22 protein-coding genes are annotated in these 23,094 nt (G+C 54.6%); 7 read left to right on the top strand and 15 right to left on the bottom strand.

The genetic code is table 11. The annotated features are described in order from the left end of the window. Positions 1-9 precede the first annotated feature (9 nt). A complete protein-coding gene (gene dapF, locus WBG83_RS15860; RefSeq protein WP_336746158.1) occupies positions 10-846 on the bottom strand; it encodes a diaminopimelate epimerase in 837 nt (278 codons plus the stop codon). A gap of 354 nt (positions 847-1,200) precedes the next feature. Beyond that, positions 1,201-4,002, bottom strand: coding sequence for a calcium-translocating P-type ATPase, SERCA-type (locus tag WBG83_RS15855; RefSeq protein WP_336746157.1), 2,802 nt, complete (start codon positions 4,000-4,002; stop codon positions 1,201-1,203). 177 nt (positions 4,003-4,179) lie between these two features. Here WBG83_RS15855 and WBG83_RS15850 point away from each other — a divergent pair, with 177 nt between their 5' ends. Continuing rightward, the gene (locus tag WBG83_RS15850) at positions 4,180-6,066 is read left to right on the top strand and encodes an Rqc2 family fibronectin-binding protein (protein ID WP_336746156.1); all 1,887 of its coding nucleotides are present in this window, start codon (positions 4,180-4,182) and stop codon (positions 6,064-6,066) included. 95 nt (positions 6,067-6,161) lie between these two features. Here the strand turns inward: WBG83_RS15850 and galU are convergent, their stop codons facing one another. The 5 genes from galU to WBG83_RS15825 all read right to left on the bottom strand — a co-directional run bounded on the left by galU (position 6,162) and on the right by WBG83_RS15825 (position 10,071). After that, entirely contained in the window at positions 6,162-7,052 is an 891-nt protein-coding gene (gene galU, locus WBG83_RS15845) for a UTP--glucose-1-phosphate uridylyltransferase GalU (RefSeq protein ID WP_336746155.1), read from the bottom strand. Continuing rightward, positions 7,039-7,920 (bottom strand): PHP domain-containing protein, encoded by an 882-nt coding sequence (locus WBG83_RS15840; protein ID WP_336746154.1) that lies wholly within the window; start codon positions 7,918-7,920, stop codon positions 7,039-7,041. Before WBG83_RS15840 ends, galU begins: the two co-directional genes overlap by 14 nt. An 84-nt stretch (positions 7,921-8,004) precedes the next feature. Then, positions 8,005-8,910, bottom strand: coding sequence for a selenium metabolism-associated LysR family transcriptional regulator (locus WBG83_RS15835; RefSeq protein ID WP_336746153.1), 906 nt, complete (start codon positions 8,908-8,910; stop codon positions 8,005-8,007). A 160-nt stretch (positions 8,911-9,070) separates the two neighbouring features. Further along, entirely contained in the window at positions 9,071-9,508 is a 438-nt protein-coding gene (locus WBG83_RS15830) for a hypothetical protein (protein WP_336746151.1), read from the bottom strand. Positions 9,509-9,804: 296 nt separating this feature from the next. Continuing rightward, on the bottom strand, positions 9,805-10,071 hold the full coding sequence (locus WBG83_RS15825; RefSeq protein WP_336746150.1) for a YlbG family protein: 267 nt from the start codon (positions 10,069-10,071) through the stop codon (positions 9,805-9,807). 152 nt (positions 10,072-10,223) lie between these two features. On the opposite strand from WBG83_RS15825, the gene WBG83_RS15820 reads away from it, so the two are divergent. After that, positions 10,224-11,252: an asparaginase gene (locus tag WBG83_RS15820; protein WP_336746149.1), complete on the top strand. Its 1,029-nt coding sequence runs from the start codon at positions 10,224-10,226 to the stop codon at positions 11,250-11,252. Between the two features lie 138 nt (positions 11,253-11,390). Here WBG83_RS15820 and WBG83_RS15815 read toward each other — a convergent pair whose 3' ends face one another. Continuing rightward, on the bottom strand, positions 11,391-11,837 hold the full coding sequence (locus tag WBG83_RS15815) for a YlbF family regulator (protein ID WP_336746148.1): 447 nt from the start codon (positions 11,835-11,837) through the stop codon (positions 11,391-11,393). Between the two features lie 27 nt (positions 11,838-11,864). Continuing rightward, on the bottom strand, positions 11,865-13,925 hold the full coding sequence (locus tag WBG83_RS15810; protein ID WP_336746147.1) for a helicase-associated domain-containing protein: 2,061 nt from the start codon (positions 13,923-13,925) through the stop codon (positions 11,865-11,867). A gap of 135 nt (positions 13,926-14,060) precedes the next feature. Here WBG83_RS15810 and WBG83_RS15805 point away from each other — a divergent pair, with 135 nt between their 5' ends. Beyond that, on the top strand, positions 14,061-14,576 hold the full coding sequence (locus WBG83_RS15805) for a thermonuclease family protein (protein WP_336746145.1): 516 nt from the start codon (positions 14,061-14,063) through the stop codon (positions 14,574-14,576). Between the two features lie 62 nt (positions 14,577-14,638). Here the strand turns inward: WBG83_RS15805 and WBG83_RS15800 are convergent, their stop codons facing one another. Both WBG83_RS15800 and WBG83_RS15795 read right to left on the bottom strand, forming a co-directional pair. Then, positions 14,639-15,082, bottom strand: coding sequence for a CBS domain-containing protein (locus tag WBG83_RS15800; RefSeq protein ID WP_336746144.1), 444 nt, complete (start codon positions 15,080-15,082; stop codon positions 14,639-14,641). Positions 15,083-15,205: 123 nt separating this feature from the next. Then, positions 15,206-16,390 (bottom strand): amidohydrolase, encoded by a 1,185-nt coding sequence (locus WBG83_RS15795; protein WP_336746142.1) that lies wholly within the window; start codon positions 16,388-16,390, stop codon positions 15,206-15,208. Positions 16,391-16,538: 148 nt separating this feature from the next. On the opposite strand from WBG83_RS15795, the gene WBG83_RS15790 reads away from it, so the two are divergent. Both WBG83_RS15790 and ftsW read left to right on the top strand, forming a co-directional pair. Next, positions 16,539-16,880: a YugN family protein gene (locus WBG83_RS15790; protein WP_336746141.1), complete on the top strand. Its 342-nt coding sequence runs from the start codon at positions 16,539-16,541 to the stop codon at positions 16,878-16,880. A 7-nt stretch (positions 16,881-16,887) separates the two neighbouring features. Beyond that, a complete protein-coding gene (ftsW, locus tag WBG83_RS15785; RefSeq protein ID WP_336746140.1) occupies positions 16,888-18,048 on the top strand; it encodes a putative lipid II flippase FtsW in 1,161 nt (386 codons plus the stop codon). 213 nt (positions 18,049-18,261) lie between these two features. Here the strand turns inward: ftsW and WBG83_RS15780 are convergent, their stop codons facing one another. Continuing rightward, the gene (locus tag WBG83_RS15780; protein ID WP_336746139.1) at positions 18,262-18,648 is read right to left on the bottom strand and encodes an Asp23/Gls24 family envelope stress response protein; all 387 of its coding nucleotides are present in this window, start codon (positions 18,646-18,648) and stop codon (positions 18,262-18,264) included. 161 nt (positions 18,649-18,809) lie between these two features. On the opposite strand from WBG83_RS15780, the gene cax reads away from it, so the two are divergent. After that, positions 18,810-19,859: a calcium/proton exchanger gene (cax, locus tag WBG83_RS15775; protein ID WP_336746138.1), complete on the top strand. Its 1,050-nt coding sequence runs from the start codon at positions 18,810-18,812 to the stop codon at positions 19,857-19,859. A 50-nt stretch (positions 19,860-19,909) separates the two neighbouring features. Here the strand turns inward: cax and WBG83_RS15770 are convergent, their stop codons facing one another. Both WBG83_RS15770 and WBG83_RS15765 read right to left on the bottom strand, forming a co-directional pair. Next, complete coding sequence (locus WBG83_RS15770; protein ID WP_336746137.1) at positions 19,910-20,209, bottom strand: YlaN family protein; 300 nt, start codon at positions 20,207-20,209, stop codon at positions 19,910-19,912. A gap of 159 nt (positions 20,210-20,368) precedes the next feature. Further along, positions 20,369-20,617 carry an HPr family phosphocarrier protein gene (locus tag WBG83_RS15765; protein ID WP_336746136.1) on the bottom strand — a complete coding sequence of 83 codons (249 nt, stop codon included), beginning with the start codon at positions 20,615-20,617 and terminating at the stop codon, positions 20,369-20,371. 324 nt (positions 20,618-20,941) lie between these two features. Here WBG83_RS15765 and WBG83_RS15760 point away from each other — a divergent pair, with 324 nt between their 5' ends. Then, positions 20,942-22,063, top strand: coding sequence for an aminopeptidase (locus WBG83_RS15760; protein ID WP_336746135.1), 1,122 nt, complete (start codon positions 20,942-20,944; stop codon positions 22,061-22,063). Positions 22,064-22,266: 203 nt separating this feature from the next. Here WBG83_RS15760 and WBG83_RS15755 read toward each other — a convergent pair whose 3' ends face one another. Continuing rightward, on the bottom strand, positions 22,267-23,055 hold the full coding sequence (locus WBG83_RS15755) for a hypothetical protein (RefSeq protein ID WP_336746134.1): 789 nt from the start codon (positions 23,053-23,055) through the stop codon (positions 22,267-22,269). Positions 23,056-23,094 lie beyond the last annotated feature (39 nt).

The following is a 23,094-nucleotide window of genomic DNA, read 5'->3' as shown; positions in this document are numbered from 1 at the left end:
GTTCAGTCCTTACAAGACGCCCGCAAACACTTCCGCAGCCGGTCCTGTCATATATACGTGATTGTCCGCTTCATTCCATTCGATAAACAGATCGCCGCCTTTAAGCGACACCGTAGCGGCGCGGTCCGTTTTGCCGTTCAATACCGATGCGACCAGCGTTGCGCACGCGCCTGTGCCGCACGCCAGAGTTGGGCCTGCGCCGCGTTCCCATACCCGCATATCGGCGTATTCCCGGTTTTTGACGGTAACGAATTCCACGTTGATTTTTTTAGGGAACAGCGGATGAACCTCCAGCTTTGGTCCCCACACGTTCAAATCGAAGTTGACGGCATCATCTACATAGATAACGCAATGCGGGTTCCCCATCGATACAGCCGTAAACAGGAATTCCCGGCCGTCCACCTCCACAGGATGATTCAGCACTACGTCACTATCCACGGTTGTCGGCACCCGGGTCCCGTTCAGAATCGGCTCGCCCATATCTACACGAACAGTGGACACTTTGCCGTCCTTTACCTGCAGCTGCACCTTTTGCGCTCCCGCGCCGATGGTCTCAATCGTTACGTTCGTTTGGTCCGGGGATACCAGACCGTGATCATACACATATTTGGCTACGCAGCGGATCGCATTGCCGCACTGCTCTGCTTCGGAGCCGTCCGAGTTGATGATGCGCATTTTGAAATCCGCCTTGTCCGAAGGCAAAATATATACAAGCCCGTCCGCGCCGATCCCGAAAAACCGGTTGCACAGCTGAACCGCAAGCTCCGCTGCATTGTCCGGAAGCTTCGTTTCTCCCGCTACGACGATAAAGTCATTACCCAATCCATGCATTTTTGTAAAGTTCATTGGCTTCAGCTCTCCTACCGAAATATGTTCGTTTTCTGCCCTATATCATATCGTAAATTAAGCACCCTGCCTAGTTATTTTCAAGAAGGCGGATATATTTTCATTTTTCACGAGTTCTCCTCTTCGGGCGCTGCGTATCTATTGCATTCAGCGCACAACAGGGAAAATTAACAGGATGTATATTAAAACTCGGTGAAACCAGGACGCTTGTCATCCGGATGGGCTTCTTGCGGCGTTCACAAGGACAAAAGCAAACGGCTGCCCTCCTTTAAATTCAGGAAGGAAGCCGTTTGTCTTTCATGCTGAGCCGGATTGTTTCACGTGCGCGCCAATGATAGGCGGTCTCGATGAAGATTACGCCGCCCGGTTGGCTCCCGTGCTGGCGTTGCCTCGGATCATCGGCCGTTTTTTCTTAGACGTGGAGAGCAGGCTGCCGATTCCCATCAGGAAGGTAGGAATACCCGCCGCAATCAGTACGATAATCCAGTCCATCCAGTGCAGATCCACCGTTTTGAAAATCGGCTGCAGCGCATCGATGTACAGCACCGCCCACAGCATCGCCAGCGAAGAGAGGACGGACAGCACCAGCGCTTTATTTTGAAACGGATTCCGGTGGAAAATCGATCTGGAGCTGCGGCAGTCGAACACGTGAATGAGCTGTGCCATCACGAGTGTGGCGAATGCGACCGTCTGCGCCTTCACAAGCTGCGCGGCATCATCGGGATTTTGCTGCAGGACGATCCAGAATGCACCCAGCGTACATAAGCCGATAAGAAATCCGCGGCTAATAATTTTCCAGCCAAGCCTCCGTGCAAAAATATTTTCCTTGGCCGACCGCGGCTTGTGCTGCATCAGGTCCTTCTCCGCCTGATCTACGCCGAGCGCCATAGCCGGCAGCCCGTCTGTCACAAGGTTGACCCACAAAATCTGAATCGGAATGAGCGGCAGCGGCAGCCCGAGCATCATGGCGAAGAACATGACCAAAATTTCACCGACGTTGGAAGCGAGCAAATAACGGATGAATTTGCGGATATTCTCATAGATGCCCCGCCCTTCTTCAATGGCCGCCACAATCGTGGAAAAATTATCATCGCTCAAAATAAGCGAAGACGCTTCCTTGGACACATCGGTGCCGCTGATGCCCATCGCAATGCCGATATCCGCCGCTTTAATCGCCGGGGCGTCATTCACCCCGTCCCCTGTCATCGCCACAACATGCCCGCGCCGCTGAAGCGACTTGACAATGCGCAGCTTGTGCTCCGGAGAGACGCGGGCAAATACGTAAATATCCTCCGCTTTGGCATCCAGCTCTTCATCGCTCATGTTCGCCAGCTGCTGGCCGCTTACGACCTGGCCTTTCGTCGGCAGCATACCCAGCTGCTTGGCAATAGCCTCTGCCGTAGACTGGTGGTCGCCTGTAATCATAACGGTCCTGATTCCCGCCCGCTTACACGTGGCGATGGCATCGCGCACCTCCGGGCGCGGCGGGTCAATCATCCCGATCAGGCCGGTAAAAATCAGCCCGTTCTCCAGCTGGCTCTCACTCTGGCTGCACTGGTTCTCCTTCAATTCGCGGTAGGCTGTGCCCAGCACGCGCAAAGCGGAACGGGCCATCCCCTCCGCAGCTCCAAGCACCTTCATCCGCAGGGTCGGCGTCAGGGGGACAACCCGGCCCTCCCACATCATATAGGAGCATAAATCCAAGAGCACCTCCGTAGCGCCCTTGCAGTACAGCAGCGCGCCCCCTTGATGCTCTATCACCACGGACATCCGCTTCCGGTCCGAATCGAACGGAAATTCATTCAGCCGGGTATACAGGCCTTCAAGCGACGCCCCCGTCACACCGGCCTTGGCTCCCAGCACCATCAAAGCGCCCTCCGTCGGATCGCCCTGCACCTGCCAAACCGGCTTGGCTTCCGCCTCCTTGCTTCCTTTCCGCTTCGACTCCCGTCCTGCGGCAGCTTCCTGCCTCTGAAGCACTGCGTTATTGCATAGTACGCCGATATGAAGCATGCGCTTTAGGGCCGCGTCCTTGCGAATGTCCACAGGCTGATCCTGCAGTGTGATGGCCCCGATCGGATCATAGCCCTGCCCGCTCACCTCCAGCACCTGTCCGCCCAGCCATAAATGCGTGACCGTCATTTTGTTTTGCGTAAGTGTGCCGGTTTTGTCGGAGCAAATGACGGAGGCGCAGCCCAGCGTCTCCACCGAAGGCAGCTTGCGGACGATAGCCTTGCGCTTAATCATACGCTGCACACCCAGAGCCAGAGCAATGGTCACAATGGCCGGCAGGCCCTCGGGAATCGCCGCCACCGCCAGGCTGACCCCGGCGAGGAACATCCCGTACATCGGCTGGCCGTGCAAAATACCCGCCAGTACAACGACAACAGTAAGCCCCAGGGCCACCATTATCAAAATTTTCCCGAGCTGCTCCAAACGATGCTGCAGCGGGGTGTCCGCTTCTTCGGTGCTTTGGATTAAATCAGCGATTTTGCCCATCTCCGTCGCCATGCCGGTCCGGATGACAACCGCTTTCCCGGTGCCCCGCGTCACCATCGTGCCCATGAAGCCAAGATTGCGCTGGTCGCCCAGCGGCACGTCCGTCTGAGTCAGTACCGCTGTGTTTTTGTTAACCGGCACCGATTCACCGGTCAAGGCCGATTCCTCCACGTACAGACTGCTGGCCTCCAGCCAGCGCACATCCGCCGGAATCCGATCGCCGCTTTCCAGAAACAGCAAATCCCCGGGAACGAGATCACTTGCGGCAATTTGCTCCACAGTCCCGCTGCGCATGACCTTGGCCGTCGGTGCCGACAGCTCGCGCAGAGCCCGCAAGGAGCGCTCCGCGCGAAACTCCTGGATGAATCCGAGAATGCCGTTCATGATAATGATGGCGACAATCGTGATGGCATCCAGATATTCTCCCAGCAGTCCTGAAATAAGCGTTGCCGCCACCAGCACCAGTACCATGAAATCTTGAAATTGACCCAAAAACAACCTCAGCGGAGAAATCCTTTTCTTTTCGGCAAGCATATTCGGGCCGTACTGCTGCAGCCGACGCTGTGCTTCATCGGATGCAAGCCCCTCCGCTGCAGTGGAAACCAACGTTCCCAGCGTCTCGTCTTCACTTAACTGGTACCACGGATTTTGACTCATAAGCTTGGATCGCCCTCCTACCGACAGCCCCCCTTGCATAATCCGCAGGGGACAGCCTGGTTGTTGTCTAGGGTAAATGTATTCGGGACAATTCCGTTATATTCGAACAAGCTCTTAAGTTTTCGTTCGAAATATGGCATCATAGGGGAAGGCTATAAACAGAATGGAGTGTACCTCATGTCTTTAGACGGTTTTGTATGCCGCGCCATCGTTCAAGAGCTGCAGCCCTTTGTCGGCGGCAGAATGAATAAAATTCACCAGCCCACCGGCCATGATGTGCTGATCCAGCTTCGAAGCCAGGGAACCTCAGGACGCCTGCTCCTGTCGGCGAGCCCTACCTATCCTCGCGTTCACTTCACAGAGGCCGCATTCGTGAATCCGCCGGAGGCGCCGATGTTTTGCATGCTGCTGCGCAAACATTGCGAAGGCGGGGTCATCGAGTCCATTACGCAGGTCGGCCTGGAGCGGATCATACATATTGATGTGCGCCAATACGATGAGCTGGGAGATCTCAGCTTCAAGCGTATTGTCATTGAACTGATGGGCCGCCACAGCAACATTATTTTGATGGATCCCCAAACAGGGACCATACTGGACGGAATTCATCATGTCACGCCGGCGATTAGCTCTTACCGGATTGTCATGCCGGGAGTGCAATATGTGAGCCCGCCTGATCAAGGAAAGCTGGACCCTCTTCTGGTCAGCCAAAGCGATTTTAACGGCGCCTTGCAGCTGCCTACCGATGAGCAGCGCTCTATGGAAGCGGCCGATGCAGCGCTGTACGGCGGCATGATGGAAGAACAGTCCAACGCCTCGGCACGCCCGGTTCATCAGCTGCTTGTAAGCCGCTTCAACGGGATGAGTCCGCTGGTGGCGCGCGAAATCGTCTTCCGGGCGACAGGAAATCCGGAGGCGCGGAGCAATGAGCTGGAGGCCGGGAAGCTGTGGAGCGCCTTGGAGAGCGTAACCGGCCGCATCCGCCAGCATGACTACGTCCCGGAGGTCATCATCCCGGAAGCAGGGACGGCTGCCGGCTCCTCTGGGCGATCGGTGCTTCAGCAGACAGGCAAAACGATTTTCTCCGTCGTCGGACTGACGCACGCCTATCCGGACAGCACGAAGCGTCCTGCCGAACGCCGAAACTTTGAGCGGGCCAGCGATATGCTGGAGTATTTCTATGCGGAGAAAGCCCAGCGGGACACCGTCCGGCAGCGCGCGCTGGATTTGACCCGCTTCCTTCAAAACGAGAAAAACAAAAATATCAAGAAGCTGGAAAAGCTGCAGGCTTCAGCTGAGGAAGCGCAGGAAGCGGATAAATACCGGATTACCGGCGAGCTTCTGACCGCCTCGCTGCATCTGTTCAAGCGCGGAGACAAGCAAGTCGAGGTCATAAACTATTATGACGAGGATCAGCCGCTCATTTCTATTGAGCTGGACCCGCAGCAGACGCCTTCGGAGAACGCCCAGCGGTACTTCAAGCGCTATTCCAAGTTCAAGAACAGCTTGGCCGCTATCGCCGAGCAGACCCAAATTTCACAGGACGAGATTGCCTACTTCGACACCCTCCTTCAGCAGCTGGAGCAGGCCGAGCTGAGAGATCTGCAGGAAATCCGTGAAGAGCTTATTGATCAAGGATATTTGCGCGACCGGAAAAAACAGGTCCGAAAAAAGAAAAAAAATGATAAGCCGTCCATCACCTGCTATACCAGCAGCGAAGGTATTCCCATTTATGTCGGCAAAAACAATTTGCAAAACGAATATGTTTCGCAGCGGCTCGGCCAGCCGTCGGACACCTGGCTGCACACGAAGGACATCCCCGGCTCTCACGTTTTGATTCGGGCTCATGAATTCGGCGAAACGACGCTTCACGAAGCCGCTATGCTGGCCGCCTACTTCAGTCAGGCCCGCGAGTCCGGCAACGTTCCGGTGGATTATACCTTCATCCGCCACGTGCGCAAACCGAGCGGCGCCAAGCCTGGCTTCGTCATTTACGATCACCAGAAAACGCTGTTCGTCACCGCGGACGAACAGCGTATTAAAGCACTCCCCTGCAATGTCAAATAAGAAATAAAATAAGGCAGAGATCGGATAAAATGTCCGGTCTCTGCCTGTATGATGACTAGTGGAAGGATGAAAATTACGATTATGCAGCCCGCCTGCTACAGCCAGCCCTTTTGCTTCATCAACTGGAGCAAATAGGGCTTTAATTGCGACTCCAGCTCCTTCCGCTCCAGGGCAAACTCTATCGTTGCCTCAATATAGCCCAGCTTATCCCCGACATCATAGCGCTGTCCGTTCAACGGATAAGCTCGCATCTGATGGCGGTCATTCAGCACACGGAGAGCGTCTGTAAGCTGAACCTCTCCACCCCGGCCCGGCTGGCATGTATCCAGAATATCGAAAATTTCCGGCTCAATGATATACCGCCCAATGACCGCCATATTGGATGGCGCAGCCGCCCGATCCGGCTTTTCCACAAGATCGGCAATGGCGGGGTATGCCTCCGGCTGGCCCGCTGTTTCCGCTGCAGGGGAGATAATCCCGTATTTATGCACGTCCTCCCACGGGACCTGCTGCACCGCGATAACCGAGGTCTGGTATTGATCGTAGACATCGATCATTTGGCGCAGGCACGGCGGCTCGGCCCGGATAATATCGTCGCCCAATAGCACGGCAAAGGGCTCGTTGCCGATAAACTTGCGGGCGCAGAGCACCGCATGGCCCAGTCCGAGCGGCTCTTTCTGCCGGATGTAATGAATATCAACCATGTTCGAAATATTTTGGACCAGCTCCAGCAGCCCCGTGCTGCCCTTCGATTCGAGCAGTGACTCCAGTTCAACCGACTTGTCGAAATGGTCCTCAATCGCCCGTTTATTGCGCCCCGTGACGATAATAATGTCCTCAATCCCGGAAGAAATCGCTTCTTCAACGATATATTGAATCGCCGGCGTGTCCACGATAGGCAGCATTTCTTTTGGCTGCGCCTTCGTCGCCGGCAAAAAACGGGTTCCCAGTCCCGCCGCCGGAATGATCGCTTTACGAATCCGCATGCTTCGCTCCGCCTCTCCACTGTTTTGCCCGCTGCTCCAAAGCCGGCAGGATGTCCATCGGCACGGAACAAGTCCCGATCGGCGCATGGAACACGATCCCCGCCCGTTCCCCGTGATAGTCCGAGCCTGCGGTGACCAGCAGCTGATGACGCTTTGCCATCTCCAGGTAGCGGGCCGCATCCTCCTCCGTATGATCGGAGTGATAAACCTCGATTCCGTCGAGCTGCGCTCCTTCAACCAGACTCTGGACGATATCGTCTCGCCCGTAAATGCCCGGATGCGCCAGTACCGCTGCCCCTCCGGCCTCATGTATCCACGCGACGGCCTCCGCCGGATGAATTCTCGGCGGGTTCACATAGGCGGCCGATCCGGTGGCCAAATAGTTGTCGAACGCCTCCTGCAGCGTAGCGACATACCCTTTTTTCATCAGCAAATCAGCAATGTGCGGCCGGCCAATCGTTTCGCCTTCACGCAGCGGACGGGGGAGATTATGAATCACCTCTTCCATCGTAACCGCGAGGCCCAGCTCGCGAAGCCGCCCCAAAATCATCTCGTTTCGCTTATCCCTCGTATCCCGAAGTGAAGCCAGGCGCTGTAAAAACAGCTCATTGCGGTAATCGGCAAAATATCCGAGCACATGAATGTCTACGCCGCCGGCGACGGTGCTGATTTCAACGCCGGGCACAACCGTCAACCCGATCCGCGCCCCTTCCTCAAGCGCTTCCTCAATTCCTGCGACCGTATCGTGATCCGTAATGGCCACAGCGCCGAGTCCCGCCGATTTGGCCAACTGAACATTAACCTCCGGCGCATTCGTACCGTCCGAAGCAACGGTGTGGGTATGCAAATCTACCTGCAAGCTGCTCATCGTATCGCTCCCTCGCTCTCCCCGGGAGGCCAAAAAGCCCCCCATCGTATTCTAACTGCACATGATGTCCGCAGCATCGCCGCCTTACAGCCATTGACTCAAATCCCGCTCCCGCAAAAAGGCCAAAAACGTGACAGCCGAAATCGGCAGCATCGTTGCATTCAAATGAATCGCATAAAAGCTGCGGGTGAAGGACACGCCTTTGATATTCACCGCATGCAGCAAGCCGAGCGCCAGCTCATGCTTGACAGAGGAAGCGGACAAGATCGATAACCCGAGGCCCGCTTCGACAGCCGACTTGATCGCCCCCGTGCTGCCCAGCTCCATTACAATGTTCAGCCCTTGCCCGTTGTACCCTTTGCGATCCAGCTCCTCCTCCATCACCTGCCGTGTGCCAGAGCCCTGCTCCCGGAGAATAAACGGGTACTCCATCGCGGCTTCTACCGTAATCACATCCAGCTCCAGGAGCGGATGACCGGCCGGCACAATGAGCTTGAGCTCGTCGCTAAGCACAGGCTCGATATGCATGTCCGGATGCTGAATTTGCGCTTCCACCAGACCGAAATCAAGCTGATGGTTCAATATTTCCTCCAAAATTTGGGTCGTGTTCATGACCTTCATGCTAACTGCAATGTGAGGATACTCCTTGTTAAAGGGGCTTAGAAGACGCGGCAGTATGTATTCTCCAATCGTCAGGCTCGCGCCAAGCTGCAGCCGCCCCTTCAGCATATGCGTAAACTTCGCCATGGCGGCGTCGGCTTCTTTTATCAGCTCAATGCTGCGGCGTGCGTAAGGGATCAGGGTCCGGCCCGCTTCCGTAATTTCGATTTTTTTGGTCGTTCGCTGAAACAGCTTCGTGCCAAAGGATTCCTCAAGCGCCTGCACCTGCATCGTGACAGCCGGTTGGGTCATATGTAAAGCTTGCGCGGCAAGGGAAAAGCTCCCTTTCTCGGCCACCGTATGGAAAATGTGAAGTTGGTGAAAATTCATGGTCCTCGCACCCAGCCTTTCTATGCCCCCCATTATACCAGAAAAATGCAAAAAAGCATGTACGATTCCCGTTACATGCTGCAGCACCCGCTTTCGCCGGCTTGTCCATCTTCCTGTTAAAGCCGGTTCAGACCGGTACAGACCAGGACAACGTCCGGGGCTAGCGGCGTTTACGGCTGTTTTTAATCAGCGTCATTCTCCGCGAATGGCGCAGCCAGGAGTAATACGATTTCAAATCGCGCAGTTCAATCGTCTCGGACATCCGGCCCAGGAAGGTCACAATAATCATTTTGTGCAGCGGATTGCCCGCAATATCGGTTTCATTCTCCAGTACGGTGAATTCAGCCACCATCACCAAATCATCGTCAATGAGGTACACGTCCTGCTCATTGCGGTAATACGGCTTAATGTGGTTCTTTTTTAATTTGTCCCATAGGAAATCACAGATATCCTCATATCCGGTCTTCTCGTTCTCCACCCGGTCTGACCAGCGCATACGGGCATGGTTTGTGATTATAATATCGGCGACCTTCTTATCTCCCAGCACGATATGAAACGGCTCATATGTGCTCCACCGGTCCATCATTTTATCTCTCATCTCTCTCCAACCTCTCTCTCTTTCGTGAACACAGCACCCTACTGTCCAGAGACGTCGTTAAATGTATTTTACATGATTTCTAAATAATTTCCAATTGCTATCAGCTAAACGGCCGTACTGTTCTTTTTTAAATCACGGGAGAACCGGAAAAAGGCGGCCCATGCTGCTAATCAGCATCGAGAGTCCGCCTGCGCCTTGAAGGACAAGCCCCCATTCTCACCTGCCTCGGCAGTTGTGATAATGGGGGCTTGTCTTCATTGCGACGCCTATCTGCAGCGGCTCTGTGTCCCGGCAGCCTATAGATTAGAATAAAAACGGGTCTTATCGACCATTTCGGAGTTATATTCCGTAGGGATTTCACTCCGCAGAGAGCGTTCGATTTTTTTGACATAAGACTGCTTTTGCAGCTGCCGGATCGCTTCATCAGCACGCTCGCTATTCATGTATACAACGACATAATGCATTTTTTTGGAGACATAATGAATATTGCCGAAGCGTTCCAGATTCCTTGCAAACTTGTTATCGCTCAGCCAGACGATGAGGCCGGTCCTTTCTTGCATCATGGATAAACCCCTCACTTTCTCTTATCATTCCGAAAAAAAATGACGGCGCTTTCCGTCATGGGAAGCTTCGTGAATTTCATTTGCAGTTGTGCTAAAATGACCCTCAGGGCAAGTCAGCGCCCTCGATAAACCGGAAGGAGTGACACGACCCGATGACAACCGGCGTGATTGCTGTGAATGTAACCCGAGGACCGCTTGTCGAAAGCATTCATTACGGCCATGCAGCCGTTGTTGATACAAGCGGGCGTTTGCTGTTTGCTGCAGGAAGTCCCGCAACGGTTATATTTGCACGCTCGGCCGCCAAGCCCCTGCAGGCGTTGCCGGTCGTTGAGGCGGGCGTCGCAGAGCGCTTCGGCCTGCACCCTGAGCATGTCGCCATGCTTTGCGCATCCCACAGCGGGGAGCCGCTTCATGTCAAGCTCGTCAGCGAGATGCTGAGTCTTATCCACGCCAGCGCGGAGCAGCTGACATGCGGGGCTCATGAGCCTTACGATGCCGATGCCGCGGCCAACCTGCGTGCAGCGGGAGACAAGCCCACCCCTGTACATAACAATTGCTCCGGCAAGCACACAGGCATGCTGGCCCTGGCCGCAGCGAAGGGCTGGGACAGGGAAGGCTACGCAAAGCCGGAGCATCCTGTACAGCAGGCTATGCTTGAAGCCGTCAGTGCCATGTGCGGGCTTCGGCCTGCCGAGGTACCGCTGGGTACAGACGGCTGCGGAGTACCCGTATTTGCGGTGCCTTTGTCCCGGCTTGCTGCGGCCTACGCCCGGCTCGGGGCTCCGGAAGCAGCCGGATTACCCCCTGCGCGCATCGCAGCCTGCCGGCAAATCACAGCCGCATGGACCGCGCATCCAGAGTGCGTAGCCGGCAGCAATCGTTTTGATACCCGGCTGGCGGAGGTCACCGGAGGCCGTCTGCTCGGCAAAATGGGAGCGGAAGGCGTCTTTGCGGTAACCTATCCTAGTCAGGGCCTGGGCGCCGCTGTCAAGATGGAAGACGGCGCGATGAGGGCCCTGTACCCGGCGGTAGCCGAATTGTTAGGCCAGCTGCAGTGGCTGAGCCCCGCAGAGCTTGAAGCCCTTGAGCCGTTCCGCCGGCCGCCGGTTACGAATTGGCGCGGGGATATCGTCGGCAGCATAGAACCGGCGGTCCGTCTGGAGGCATTCTCCCCTATGTAAATGCAACAGTTCGCTTCGGCAGCCTGACCTCCGGTTATCGGGCGAGCTTCATGCATCCGTTTGCAAGCTATAGCCAAAACAGCCGGGCGGCGCGCAGTGCAGCAGCACATGCGAGCCGCCCGGCTCTTTGTTGAGCGCTTAACCGCAGCTGCAGCTGCCGCCTGAGCCGCAGCCGCTTTTCGTAGGCAGTGGATTGTTGCTCGGCACCTTGATTGTATCGGAGACCGAATACGCGACGGTCCGGGATATTTCGAGCAGCAGCTCGTCAAGCACCGTTTCCGCCTGCTTGAAGCGGCGGACCTCCTCAAGCTCCTCTAACCGGGCTTCGGCCGCTTGAGCTTCTTCGAGCGCTTTATGATAATTGGGATGATAATGCCCGAAACGCTGGCATTCATCAAACAAATCCTTTTTGCGGTTCAGTTCTGCCGCACGGCGTAAAGCTTCTTGACTGTGCTCCACCTCATGCTTCCAAAACAAATAATCCGCCACTTCCGCTGAACAATTAATCATCTCGGCAATTTCCATGCCAAGGCTAAGCAGCTGGGTCATGTCGAGCGGCGGGGATTGCTGTTGTGCAGCGATCATAACATCAGCTCCCGATTCATAATGTTGTCACATCTTATTAATATCATTTATACCCGGTAAAATCAATCGCATTTGTTCCCAGTGTTCCGGAGAGAGGCGTTTTTGCCCCCCTTGCGGCCCTAGCTCCACCCCCTCCACAAACCATCCGTCCGCTTCTCCGGGGACAAGCTCAAGGGGAATAAAACGCTTCAGACTGGAGCCGATCTGCAGCTCCACGGGTACCTGCCACTCCAAAGCCCGGTGCAGCATTTGCCTGCGGGTCGAAGCATGATAATTGCGCGGCTCCTGCAGCCATGTGGACGGGATATCGCCAAGCTCCGGATACAGAAGCGTCCGCCAGCTGCTTCTTCTCGGCTCCAGCATAAAAAGCTCTCCCCAATCCCGCCCGGGAAGCAGGCCTTCAGCCGCCAAGCTTTGTTGTACGGGGGCTTCACGGGGCTCTTGCCGTTCACTCGTCTGACGATTCAGCAGTTTACGCCCAGACATGTGATGGTGGCGGTTCATCCCGCCCGCTCGGCCGGATGGCGTCAAGGGTGCGCCAAGGCCTGCTTGGGCCAGCCAAGCCCGGCAGCTTGCTTCAGCCTCCAGGGGTATAGCAAAAATCGTATCCCCGAGCCGCTCGCAGGCTTCCTTCTCTTCGTAGCTGCCGTCGAACCAATCTGCCGTTTCGGCATCGGCAAACCGGATGAATACGGCGCGTGTTAGCCGGACCCGGCTGAATTCAGCCGTCCAGGACCGGATTGCAGCAGCTACCGGCTCCGGCACACGCTGCTGCGAATGCCGGTCCAGCATGCCGATAATATGCTCTGTATCCCGGCCAGATTCGCAGGCCTGCTGAACAGACTCCCGACTGAGCCGGTATATGCTTACGGTATCGTGGCGGATCAGCTCGGCCGCAGAGGCAAGCTTCCAGCGGATCGCCATCGGACAATCGGGCGGAACGAGGACTGTAAAATCAGGAAGCACCAGCCAGCCGGCTCCCGCTTCGGTGCTGCTGTCTGCAGCTTCCGCTTCAAGCAAAGGCAGAAGCCTCCTTAGTCTAATCGGCCCCTTACCGCCGTCGCTAAGCTCAAACCAGCCACAGGCGGCGCACGGCCTCAGCCAGCCATCGATCAGCTGTTCCACCCATCGCTGCGCCCGAATATCCTCTGCGGCAAAGCAGCCCGTCTGCTCGATGCTGTGAACGATGTCGTCCAATACCGTCCATTCCCCCAGAGCCAGGCACTCCATCCGCAGAGCAGCCTGCTGGGCGAAAGGCAATACCGGCCAATAAACCCGGCACCACAGCTCATACAGCCGCCGCTGCCGCGATAGTTCGTCTGCCGATAGCCAGACCTCCAGCAAGGCCTCCTTCACCTGATAGGCTTCCTTGCTTGAAGCCATAATGCCGAGTCTCAAGCCCATATCCAGCAGGACAGCCAGAGAAAGAGACATCTGCTGGGGTCGGAGTCCCGCCGGAACAAGCCCTTCCCATGTCGAATCCGTCCCAGGCAGCAGATGCTCCAGACGCCGGAGATGCTTTTGAACAATCGCACCGTCCTTTTTTCGTTCCAGCGGCTGAGCTGAGGCATAAAAAAACAAATCAAACAGCGCCAGACCGAGAGAAATGCCGCCGCTTACAGCAGCTTCACTTACACCAGCTTCTCTTAGACTAGCTTGGCCCTCTTCTTCGGGACTCGACCGACCGCCACGCAGTGCCGCAACGCGCGCTTGGGATTCGCAAGCTTCTCCGTTCTTCTCGCGATGCCCCCCGCCTCGTCCCGCATCCAGAGCAAGCTCCGCTCCATACTGAGCCAGCATCCGCAGCACCGGCAGCGGCAGCACACATAAACGCTCGCCCCACAGCTTGTGCCGCAGCTCGATGAGCTCCGCCCGGTATAATCCCAACAGAGCAAGCCGTACCTCTGTCCCCGTAATCTCTGTTTGGAGCCGCCCAATCAGCTCTTTCTCCGTGACGGGCGTTGCCCCAAAAAGCAGGGCAAGCCGCTGCAATACCAGCTTTTCCAGCCCGGACAGTTTCCGAAAGCTGTGCTCGAAGGAGACTGCCGCCCCCGCTTCTCCTGCCATCCCGCCCGTTTCCTGCATCATTTCAATCCGCCCCTGTCTCTTGCTTCGTTTTATTTAGTATGAGTGGACCGATCCCCTTTTAAACCATTGATCCACAATCTTCCTTTACAACTTCGGCAAGGTCTCGTATGATGAGGGGCGAGGTGGGAGAACGAAATGAAAAAACTGGTAACCTGGCTGCTTCTGATTACAATCGTGATGTTCGCCGCAGGCTGTTCCGGCAGCAGCAGCAAAGAGGAGGATTCCAACCGCGATTCCGTCGTTATCGAACGGGTTATAGACGGGGACACGGTCGAAATCAAATGGCAGGGGAAAAAGAAATCCGTGCGCCTCATCGGCATTGATACCCCGGAGACGAAAAAAGCGAATACCCCGGTCATGTTCTACGGGCCCGAGGCTTCGGAATTTACCAAGCAGCAGTTGGAGAAAAAAAAGGTGGAGCTGGAGTGGGATGTGGAGCAGTACGACAAATACGACCGTCTGCTCGCTTACGTCTGGCTCGACGGGGAGCTGTTCAACAGCACGCTGGTGAAGGAGGGCTATGCCCGGATTTCAACCTTTCCGCCCAATGTCAAATATGCCGATCGGTTCAAAAAAGACCAGGAAGAAGCCCGCAAGCAGGAGAAGGGCATCTGGAAGGATTACGCCGCCGCTTTCGGCAAAAGCAAATAAAAAGCAAAGACACCCCCAGCCGTGGCCCGAGCCGCGCTCGAAGGGTGTCTTTGCTTGCGATCTTATTTTTTGGTGCCAGCCAACTGATTTTGCTCGGAAATTTTACTGAGCGCCTCTCCGGCTTCATCCTCAAACTTTTGACGCACGGCCAAATCGCCGATGGAAACAACACCGACCAGTTCCCCGTTTTCTACAACAGGCAGTCGGCGAACCTGCTCGCCGGCCATTTTCCGGGCCGCTTCGTCCACCGTATCCTCCGGGCTAATCGTATCGATGCTTTTGGACATGACTTCCTCCACCGATGTGGAGCCGGAATGCTTCTCGGCATAGCCGCGAACAACCAAATCACGGTCGGTCACGACCCCAATCAGCTTCTTGCCTTCCACCACCGGAATGAAGCCCGTATCAAGCTGCTTCATCTTCACCGCGATTTCATAAATGTTATCCTTGCGAGTAACGGTTGTAACCTCATCCGTCATAATTTCTCTGATTTTTCTGCTGTCCATGAAATATCCCTCCTTCAGACATTAGATTGTCCTGAATCGGGAAAACCAATGCGCAGCTTCTGTATGACTTTAAAAATCATAACGAACCCACCGTGACCGCCGTAAATTGGACTACTGCCTGGATTAGCCGCTCATCCGATCGAGCGCCATGGACAGCAGCAGCTTCGCGGCCTGGAGCATCGACGCTTCGTCAATATCAAAGCGGGGATGATGATGAGGATGCACAATACCACCCTCCGCCTTACCCGCGCCCACAAACATGAAGCATCCCGGAACACGCTGCAAGTAATAGGAGAAATCCTCACCGGCCATAAGCCTCGGGGCAAGCTTGACCTGCTCCGGCTCAAACAGCTTCGCTCCTACCCGGAAAAACCGCTCCGCCTCTCCTGCATCGTTGACTACAGGCGGGTAGCCTTCCTTAAAGTCGTAATGATAGGAAGCCCCGTGCATGATACAGGCAGCCGATACGGTATCCTCAATACGCTGTTTAATGCTGTTCCGGACCATTTCGCTAAACGTACGCACCGTTCCGGTCAGATTGCACGTTTCCGCAATCACGTTAAAGCTCGTCCCGGCGTGGAAGGAACCGATTGAAAGCACACTCGGCTCAAGGGGATCAATATTCCGGCTGACAATCGTTTGAAGCTGGGTTACGACCGAAGCCCCAATCATAATACTGTCTACCGCCTGATGCGGCAGTCCGCCGTGGCCGCCCCGTCCCGTTATCTCCACAAAAAACTCATCCGCCGAGGCCATAATCGGACCGGGAGCACAGTAGACCGACCCGCTAGGAAACGGAGTCCACAAATGAACGCCATAAATGGCATCCACCCCGTCCAGCACACCCCCGGCAATCATGGCCGCGGCACCGCCCGGGCTCATCTCTTCGGCCGGCTGAAACAAGAACACAAGCGTCCCCGGCAGCGACTGCTTCTGCTCACTCATTACCCGGGCGATGCCCAGCAGCGCTGCCGTATGGGCGTCATGCCCGCAGGCGTGCATGACGCCGGGGACCGTTGAGGCGTATTCACAGGCTTTTTCATCCTGAATGGGAAGCGCGTCAATATCCGCCCGGAGTGCAACCGTTACACCGTCGCCTTCGGCCCGGCCTGCTCCGCGCAGTACGCCGACTACGCCGTGTCCGCCGACCTTCCGGCGCACCTCAAGTCCCCAGCCTTCCAGCAGGTCCGCAATAAATGCAGAGGTGTTCTCTTCCTGGAACGATAATTCCGGATGCCTGTGAAGATGTCTGCGCCATTCCACCATTTGACCGAACGCTTCCGATAATTTGGTTTGGAGCTGTTCCATTGTAGAGACCCCCTTGACATGTTGTAATTTTCGCAAGGCCGTCTTATTCATTCACGCCGCGCGCTTGCACAAGTTCAGGAAACATACTATCATAATTAAAGGCATCAATAAAGACAAAAGCATTCACTTTGGGAGGAATTCACGAATTATGATCATCGAACAATCCGAAGTAAAAGGTCTTACCACGGATTTGTACCATTTGGACAAAGCGGCGGACAGCATCGGCTTCGTACGCTGGCAATGGGAGTACAACCGTGCCACTTACGATTACAAAATCGTACATAACAGCCAGGAATTTTATCTGCGCGTCAATACCCGTGTAACAGAGGGCAAAATGGAATCGCCGGATACCCTTCTCGTGCTGGAAGATGCATATATCGGTGTAACAACCTTCCCGCATGGCCTGGATTACAATTCCCCGATCCCGGACCCTGTGCTGCAGGCATCCAAACAAAAGCTCACTGAGCTTAAAAAGAAGCTGAGCGCATAAGCGGGATATGAGCCGAGGCAGAGGAACGCCGGATTTCCTGTTGTTGTTTCTCACCTTTTTGTTGGTCGGCTTTGGCATCATTATGGTGTTCAGCGCCAGCTCCATGATGGCCGTATCCAACCCGAAATTTCTGAACGATGCGCTGTACTTTACGAAAAAGCAAGTGCTGTTTGCCGGTCTCGGCACCGTTGGGATGCTGGCGCTGATGAACATCCCTTTTCAGAGGCTGAAGCGCTTCTTTATTCCGTACTTTGCTGTGGTCGTCGTTCTGTTGTTCACTGTACTGTTCATCGCTGAAGAGACCAAAGGGGCCAAGAGCTGGCTTCCCATCTTCGGCTCGTTCCAAATCCAACCGACAGAATTCGCCAAGCTGGCGGTTATTTTATATTTGTCTTCCTTGATTCAGAAAAAGGGCGAGCGGTTTCGGGATTTTCAAAAAGGCCTGCTTCCGGTGCTTATTATTCTCGGCTTCGTATGCGGCCTCATTATGCTTCAGCCCGATTTCGGCTCCTGCATGATTCTGCTCAGCTGCGCGCTGATTGTCATTATTGCCGGCGGCGCCGATTTGAAGCAGCTGTTTGTAACCGGCGGCATTCTAGGCGGAATTTCCGGTTTATTCTCGACCCTATACCTGCTCACGAGCGAAGACGGCCCCGGCTATCGGGTAGCCCGGCTCACCTCGTACCTGAACCCGTGGGAAGATCGGTTGGGCGATGGCTATCAGCTTATCCAGTCGCTGTATGCCCTTGGACATGGCGGCTTCACAGGGACGGGCATCGGCCAAAGCATCCAGAAGCTGCACTACTTGCCCGAGCCGCACAACGATTTTATATTTGCGATTATCGGGGAAGAGCTTGGGTTTCTCGGCAGCTTTTTATTTTTAACCGTGTACCTGTTGTTTATATGGCGGGGCTTCATCGTTGCCCTGCGTAGTCCGGACATTCAGGGAACCCTGATTGGCATCGGAATTATGGGACTTGTAGCCGTGCAGGCATTGATAAACATCGGAGGCGTAACCGGAACGATTCCGATTACCGGTGTTACACTGCCGTTCATCAGTTACGGGGGCTCGTCCCTGCTGGTGATGATGGCTTCCATGGGGATTCTGCTTTCCATTTCCCGCGAAGCAACGCGAGAATCGGCAAGCGAAAAAAAGAAGAGAGCGTAATCAAGACGGTTTTCACTCCCGGGATTACGTTCTCTTTTTTCATGCGCTACCAGCACTACACCTTAGTCCAACTAAAAAAAGCATCTAATCCCCTCGGGACGGCTGTGCAGCCGTCCTTCGCGAAGGGACATCAGATGCTCCGCCAGTGACGATTCTTTGCTGGACGCTTAGAGCCATGGAATTGATTAAGCCCGCTCAAACTGCGCCCGGAGCTTATTTAATGCGCGGATACTCTTTTTCTTCGACCACTTCTTCTTCCTTAAAAGCGACGCCCTCGACCTTGACATTGACTTCAACAACTGAAAGACCGGTCATATTCTCGACGGCTTCCCGTACATTTTCCTGCAAATCGCGACAAACATCCTGAATTTGGGAGCCATAGTTGACGATGACCCGCAAATCAATCGCCGCCTCCACCTGGCCTACTTCGACGGAAACTCCCTTTTGGACATTCTTACCGCTAAGCCGTTTCGCCAATCCTTCGGAAATGCCTCCCGACATACCGGAAATGCCTGGTGTTTCAAGGGCTGCCAAGCCGGCAATGGTTGCCACTACATCATCAGAAATACGAATGTTGCCTGTTTGTTCTTGTTCCGTCATTGTACTCACCCTTTCGTCGGTTATCACTTCTATTTTAAATCAGATTGGTCCCGCAGGCAACATTTGGTGAATTTCATTTTGTTTTTCGACTATTTTCGGGTATAGTAAGGAGGTGATTTTGGAAGGCAATGATTGTCATATTTCACGGGGTGATCGTCGCAATGAAACGAAAATTGTTCTATGGGCTGCTTCTTGGTTTTTTTGTCATTAGCGGCATAGCCCATTATTCACATTGGGATGGAACAGTACAGCTGATTTTAGCGTCCCTGGCCGTCGTGTTTGCGGCGGCTTTTATGGGCAAAGCGACGGAGAGTGTCGCGCACTATGCGGGTGAACGGCTTGGCGGCTTCCTGAATGCCACCTTCGGTAACGCCGTCGAGCTCATCATCGCCATTTTCCTCATTCGGGAAGGCCCGTCAATGCACGAGCTGGTCAAAGCCAGCATCACCGGCTCGATTATCGGGAACCTGCTGCTGGTCCTCGGGCTCAGCGTCCTTCTAGGCGGCCTGAAGTACAAGGTCCAGAGCTACAATGCGATGCTAGCCGGCTCCAGCGCCTCCTTGATGCTGCTGGCCGTTATTGCTCTTTTTATTCCGGCGGTGTTCAAAAGCAGCCTTGTCCGTTGGGAAAATGAGCTTTTCAGCCTGCTGGTGGCGGGCATCCTCATTTTGGCCTATATTTTGTGGCTCATCTTCTCCATGGTAACCCATAAGGATGAGCTTGCTGATGAAGCCGTCGAGCACGCTGAACCGATGTGGTCCAAGGGCAAGTCCGTCCTGTTCCTCATCCTGGCCACTGTCATGGTCGCCTTTATCAGCGAATGGCTGGTCGGCTCCGTAGAGCCGTTTAGTCAGCGCTTCGGACTATCCGAGCTGTTCGTCGGAGCATTCCTGATTGCCATTATCGGCAACGCCGCCGAGCACAGCGCGGCCATCTTCATGGCGATGAAAAACAAAATCGGCGCCGCCGTTGAAATTGCTGTCGGCAGCAGCCTGCAGGTGGCCTTGTTTGTGGCGCCGGTGCTTATTTTTGTAAGCTGGCTGTACGGCAGCCCGATGGATATGGTGTTCTCGACCTATGAGCTTGTGGCCATCGGCACCAGCGTGTTTATCGCCGCTTCCATCTCACGTGACGGCCGGACCAACTGGTATGAAGGCGTCCTGCTGCTGGTCGTCTATGTCATTCTTGGAATCGCGTTTTTCCTCGTCTAACTTCATCGTGTGCGCATACAAAAAAGCAGCTCCGGGCGGGCTGCTTTTTGTTAGGATTGTTGTTCTTTTTTATAGTTAAGCGCTTCGTACAATTTGGCCAAATTGCGTTCCAATGCAGCCAAAATCGCTTTGCCGTCCGACTCCACGATAAGCCCGGCCCGCACCGCAAAATCAATTTCCCGTGACAAACCGTACATTTGTGTATCCAATACTTCTTCGTACAACGGACAGCGGCGATTGGTCAGTGTGTCCATTTGTACTTCAATCAGTTTGGCAATTTTATTCGCATCTTCCTGCAGAAGATTATACGCTTTGGCGGCAAGATCCACCGACAATTCCGATGATGACATCCCATTTCCCCCTGTCCTACTTGCTCTTCCGTGCTCTTATCCTAAGTTTAGACGAAAACGGGACAATACACAAGAGAATGCTGCAGTTCAAAATAAAAAGAACATTTTCCATCTATACAACGGAAAATGCTCCTGTCGCTTACATGTATGGCAATCGGATTAGTCTTCAATGACGTTAATCGCCAGGTTGTGCTTTGCAAAAACTTCGCTCATCGCGGCTTTTGCCTCATTCGCATCCGGACCATGCACGTGCAAATCGTATTTGCCCGTATCCAGCAGCGTCGTGAACAAGCCCAGGATGCTTTTGACATCAATAAATTTGTTATCGTACTGAAGCACGATCGATGAACGGAACTTATTGGCCGTTTTGGAAATTTCCACAACAGCTGCATTACTTGTATTCGTCATAAGGAAATCCTCCTGTCAATTATCAGTGTCAATTATAAAAGCCAAGCTTCTTGTTTCCTATGATACATTGGAACCGCTCACAGCGCAAGCAAATGTTTCCTTGCACCCACCTCCGCCGTCCGCCGTTTTGAGGATGCCATTTTCAGGAATAAGGGAATACAGATTCCAGGTTCAGGCATGTTCGCTTCCGCTCTTAGCGTCCCCCGTCCGGGGCGGAAAATTTCATGCTGCGTGAAGCAAAAACGATTAGGATTTGTGCGGGGAATTGTCTATAATAACCATAGCACAGGTGAATAACTAATCATAACAAAGGTGGGATTAGCGATGTTAGATCCAAGATTAGAACGCCTCGCGGATGTTCTGGTCAATTATTCAACCACAGTCCAGCCCGGGGAGAATGTGCTTGTCGAGGCTTTCGGGATTGACAACGCCCTGGTCCGGGCTCTCGTTCAAAAAATACATGCCGCCGGAGGCCATCCGTTCGTCAATGTTCGGGATCATCAAATTATCCGGGAGCTGCTGCTGGATGCGACAGAGGCGCAGATAAGAACCTGGGCTGAATTCGACGCCCGGCAGATGAGCATGATGCAGGCGTACATCGGTGTGCGCGGCGGGAATAACATCTATGAGCTATCCGATGTGCCTGATGCCAAGATGAAGCTTTACAATACCTTGTACAACCATCATGTCCACTCCAGCATCCGTGTAAAAAATACGAAATGGGTTGTCTTGCGCTACCCCTCGCCGTCCATGTCTCAGCTGGCCTCCATGAGCACCGATGCGTTCGAGAAGCTGTATTTCGATGTGTGCACCATGGATTATTCCAGAATGAACGCGAGCATGGACGCTCTCGTTCAGCTGATGAACAAGACGGATAGCGTGCGTTTGACCGGAAACGGCACCGACCTGACCTTCTCCATCAAGGACATTCCCGCCATCAAGTGCGCAGGGGAAATGAACATTCCGGACGGAGAAGTATTCTGCTCTCCCGTCAAACTATCGGTAAACGGGGTCATTGCCTATAACACTCCGAGCCCGTACAACGGCTTCGTGTTCGAAAACGTGAAGCTCCGGTTTGAAAACGGTAAAATTGTAGAGGCATCCGCCAACGATACCGAGCGGCTGAACCGCATTCTGGACACGGATGAAGGCGCACGCTATATCGGTGAATTCGCCGTCGGCGTCAATCCGTATATTCTGCATCCGATGAAGGATATCTTGTTTGATGAGAAAATTGCCGGCAGCATTCATTTCACTCCCGGCCAGGCTTACGAGCAGGCGGATAACGGCAACCGCTCCTCCATTCACTGGGATCTGGTGCTCATTCAACGGCCGGAGTACGGCGGCGGCGAGCTGTACTTTGACAACCGGCTGATCCGGAAGGACGGGCTGTTCGTCATCCCGGAGCTTGAGCCGTTAAATCCCGATCATTTAAAATCCTCCTAAGCAAAGCACCGCGCGCAGCTCTCGGCGCGCGGTGCTTTGCTGCACGACGGCGGTCAGTTGAACCACATGCGGCAATAACCTAAAAGAACCTTGTAAATTCCCTGTTGATTAGAACTGTAACAAGAACAAGGCGCGCTTCAACCGCTCCTCTTGCCGGTCACAGTCCGTACAGGGAACCTCAAGGTTCTTCGGCTTTAACGGAATTATTTCTTTACCGCCTGGCTGGACGGCAGCAAGCCGCCTGAAGCTTCCCGGAATTCATAGCTGTCTGTCGTTGTTTCTTCCCGGGGCGTGCCCGCTGTCTCATAACGGAGCGTGGATCGGGTCTCCAGCTTTTTGGGCAGGGATGTCGCGTTGTCTATCCAAATTCGGTGGAGCGTCTGTACGGATAAGGTACGCAGCATGTCCTGCAGCTCGGTCTGATAGTCCTGAGTGGCTGCCTGCAGTTCTTGCTTCATTGCATCCGCCTCCTTGTCGCTGAGACGGTGCATTTTGCGGAATGAGGCTACCCGCTCCTCCGGGGTTTGCTGCAGCGCGGCTGTCCGGCTGCTCCACTCGTTCTTGGATTCCTCCGGGGTTAGCTCCAGGTCCAGCACGGTAACACCTCCGCGGGACAGCTCTTTATTTTCGCGGACTCTGCCGGCGGATTGCTCAAACTGCTCCAGCTTTTGCATCGGGCTCCACGCTGCTCCCGGTTCAGAGGAACCGGCGGCGGCCGTCTGGGGAAGCCCGCTCGTTTGAATGAGCCGGTTATTTTGAACATAACCTTCGAATCCGACCTGATTCACATAGGTTGTGCCTTCAATTTTCAGCTCGGACTTTCCCTGAAACGCATACGCGCTCTTCCCTTTTATGCCTGAAATCGCCTGGCTCAGCGCCTGCTCGGGATTTGCTGTTCCCGTACCCGCTGTGCAAGCCGAACAAGCCGCCGCAACGCCAAGCACGGCCGACATGATTTTTACGGTTCGCCTGCCTGTTTTTTGATTGCCCATCGAAAAACAACCTCCTTCACGTTTAGCGTTTCCATGAAG

Source organism: Paenibacillus sp. y28, from assembly GCF_037137075.1.
Classification (GTDB): Bacteria; Bacillota; Bacilli; order Paenibacillales; family NBRC-103111; genus JBBBNV01.
The sequence above is the reverse complement of the archived record's forward strand: the minus strand, read 5'-3'. Positions and strand labels throughout refer to the sequence as shown.

Bases quoted from the DNA above. Each gene is read 5' to 3' on its own strand.
- WBG83_RS15830 (WP_336746151.1), bottom strand. From the start codon at position 9,508: ATGAGAGATAAAATGATGGACCGGTGGAGCACATATGAGCCGTTTCAT.
- dapF (WP_336746158.1), bottom strand. From the start codon at position 846: ATGAACTTTACAAAAATGCATGGATTGGGTAATGACTTTATCGTCGTA.
- cax (WP_336746138.1), top strand. From the start codon at position 18,810: ATGAAACGAAAATTGTTCTATGGGCTGCTTCTTGGTTTTTTTGTCATT.
- galU (WP_336746155.1), bottom strand. From the start codon at position 7,052: ATGCGGATTCGTAAAGCGATCATTCCGGCGGCGGGACTGGGAACCCGT.
- WBG83_RS15770 (WP_336746137.1), bottom strand. From the start codon at position 20,209: ATGTCATCATCGGAATTGTCGGTGGATCTTGCCGCCAAAGCGTATAAT.
- WBG83_RS15855 (WP_336746157.1), bottom strand. From the start codon at position 4,002: ATGAGTCAAAATCCGTGGTACCAGTTAAGTGAAGACGAGACGCTGGGA.
- ftsW (WP_336746140.1), top strand. From the start codon at position 16,888: ATGAGCCGAGGCAGAGGAACGCCGGATTTCCTGTTGTTGTTTCTCACC.
- WBG83_RS15765 (WP_336746136.1), bottom strand. From the start codon at position 20,617: ATGACGAATACAAGTAATGCAGCTGTTGTGGAAATTTCCAAAACGGCC.
- WBG83_RS15825 (WP_336746150.1), bottom strand. From the start codon at position 10,071: ATGATGCAAGAAAGGACCGGCCTCATCGTCTGGCTGAGCGATAACAAG.
- WBG83_RS15850 (WP_336746156.1), top strand. From the start codon at position 4,180: ATGTCTTTAGACGGTTTTGTATGCCGCGCCATCGTTCAAGAGCTGCAG.
- WBG83_RS15835 (WP_336746153.1), bottom strand. From the start codon at position 8,910: ATGAATTTTCACCAACTTCACATTTTCCATACGGTGGCCGAGAAAGGG.
- WBG83_RS15805 (WP_336746145.1), top strand. From the start codon at position 14,061: ATGAAAAAACTGGTAACCTGGCTGCTTCTGATTACAATCGTGATGTTC.
- WBG83_RS15800 (WP_336746144.1), bottom strand. From the start codon at position 15,082: ATGGACAGCAGAAAAATCAGAGAAATTATGACGGATGAGGTTACAACC.
- WBG83_RS15790 (WP_336746141.1), top strand. From the start codon at position 16,539: ATGATCATCGAACAATCCGAAGTAAAAGGTCTTACCACGGATTTGTAC.
- WBG83_RS15780 (WP_336746139.1), bottom strand. From the start codon at position 18,648: ATGACGGAACAAGAACAAACAGGCAACATTCGTATTTCTGATGATGTA.
- WBG83_RS15810 (WP_336746147.1), bottom strand. From the start codon at position 13,925: ATGATGCAGGAAACGGGCGGGATGGCAGGAGAAGCGGGGGCGGCAGTC.
- WBG83_RS15840 (WP_336746154.1), bottom strand. From the start codon at position 7,920: ATGAGCAGCTTGCAGGTAGATTTGCATACCCACACCGTTGCTTCGGAC.
- WBG83_RS15820 (WP_336746149.1), top strand. From the start codon at position 10,224: ATGACAACCGGCGTGATTGCTGTGAATGTAACCCGAGGACCGCTTGTC.
- WBG83_RS15815 (WP_336746148.1), bottom strand. From the start codon at position 11,837: ATGATCGCTGCACAACAGCAATCCCCGCCGCTCGACATGACCCAGCTG.
- WBG83_RS15760 (WP_336746135.1), top strand. From the start codon at position 20,942: ATGTTAGATCCAAGATTAGAACGCCTCGCGGATGTTCTGGTCAATTAT.
- WBG83_RS15795 (WP_336746142.1), bottom strand. From the start codon at position 16,390: ATGGAACAGCTCCAAACCAAATTATCGGAAGCGTTCGGTCAAATGGTG.
- WBG83_RS15755 (WP_336746134.1), bottom strand. From the start codon at position 23,055: ATGGGCAATCAAAAAACAGGCAGGCGAACCGTAAAAATCATGTCGGCC.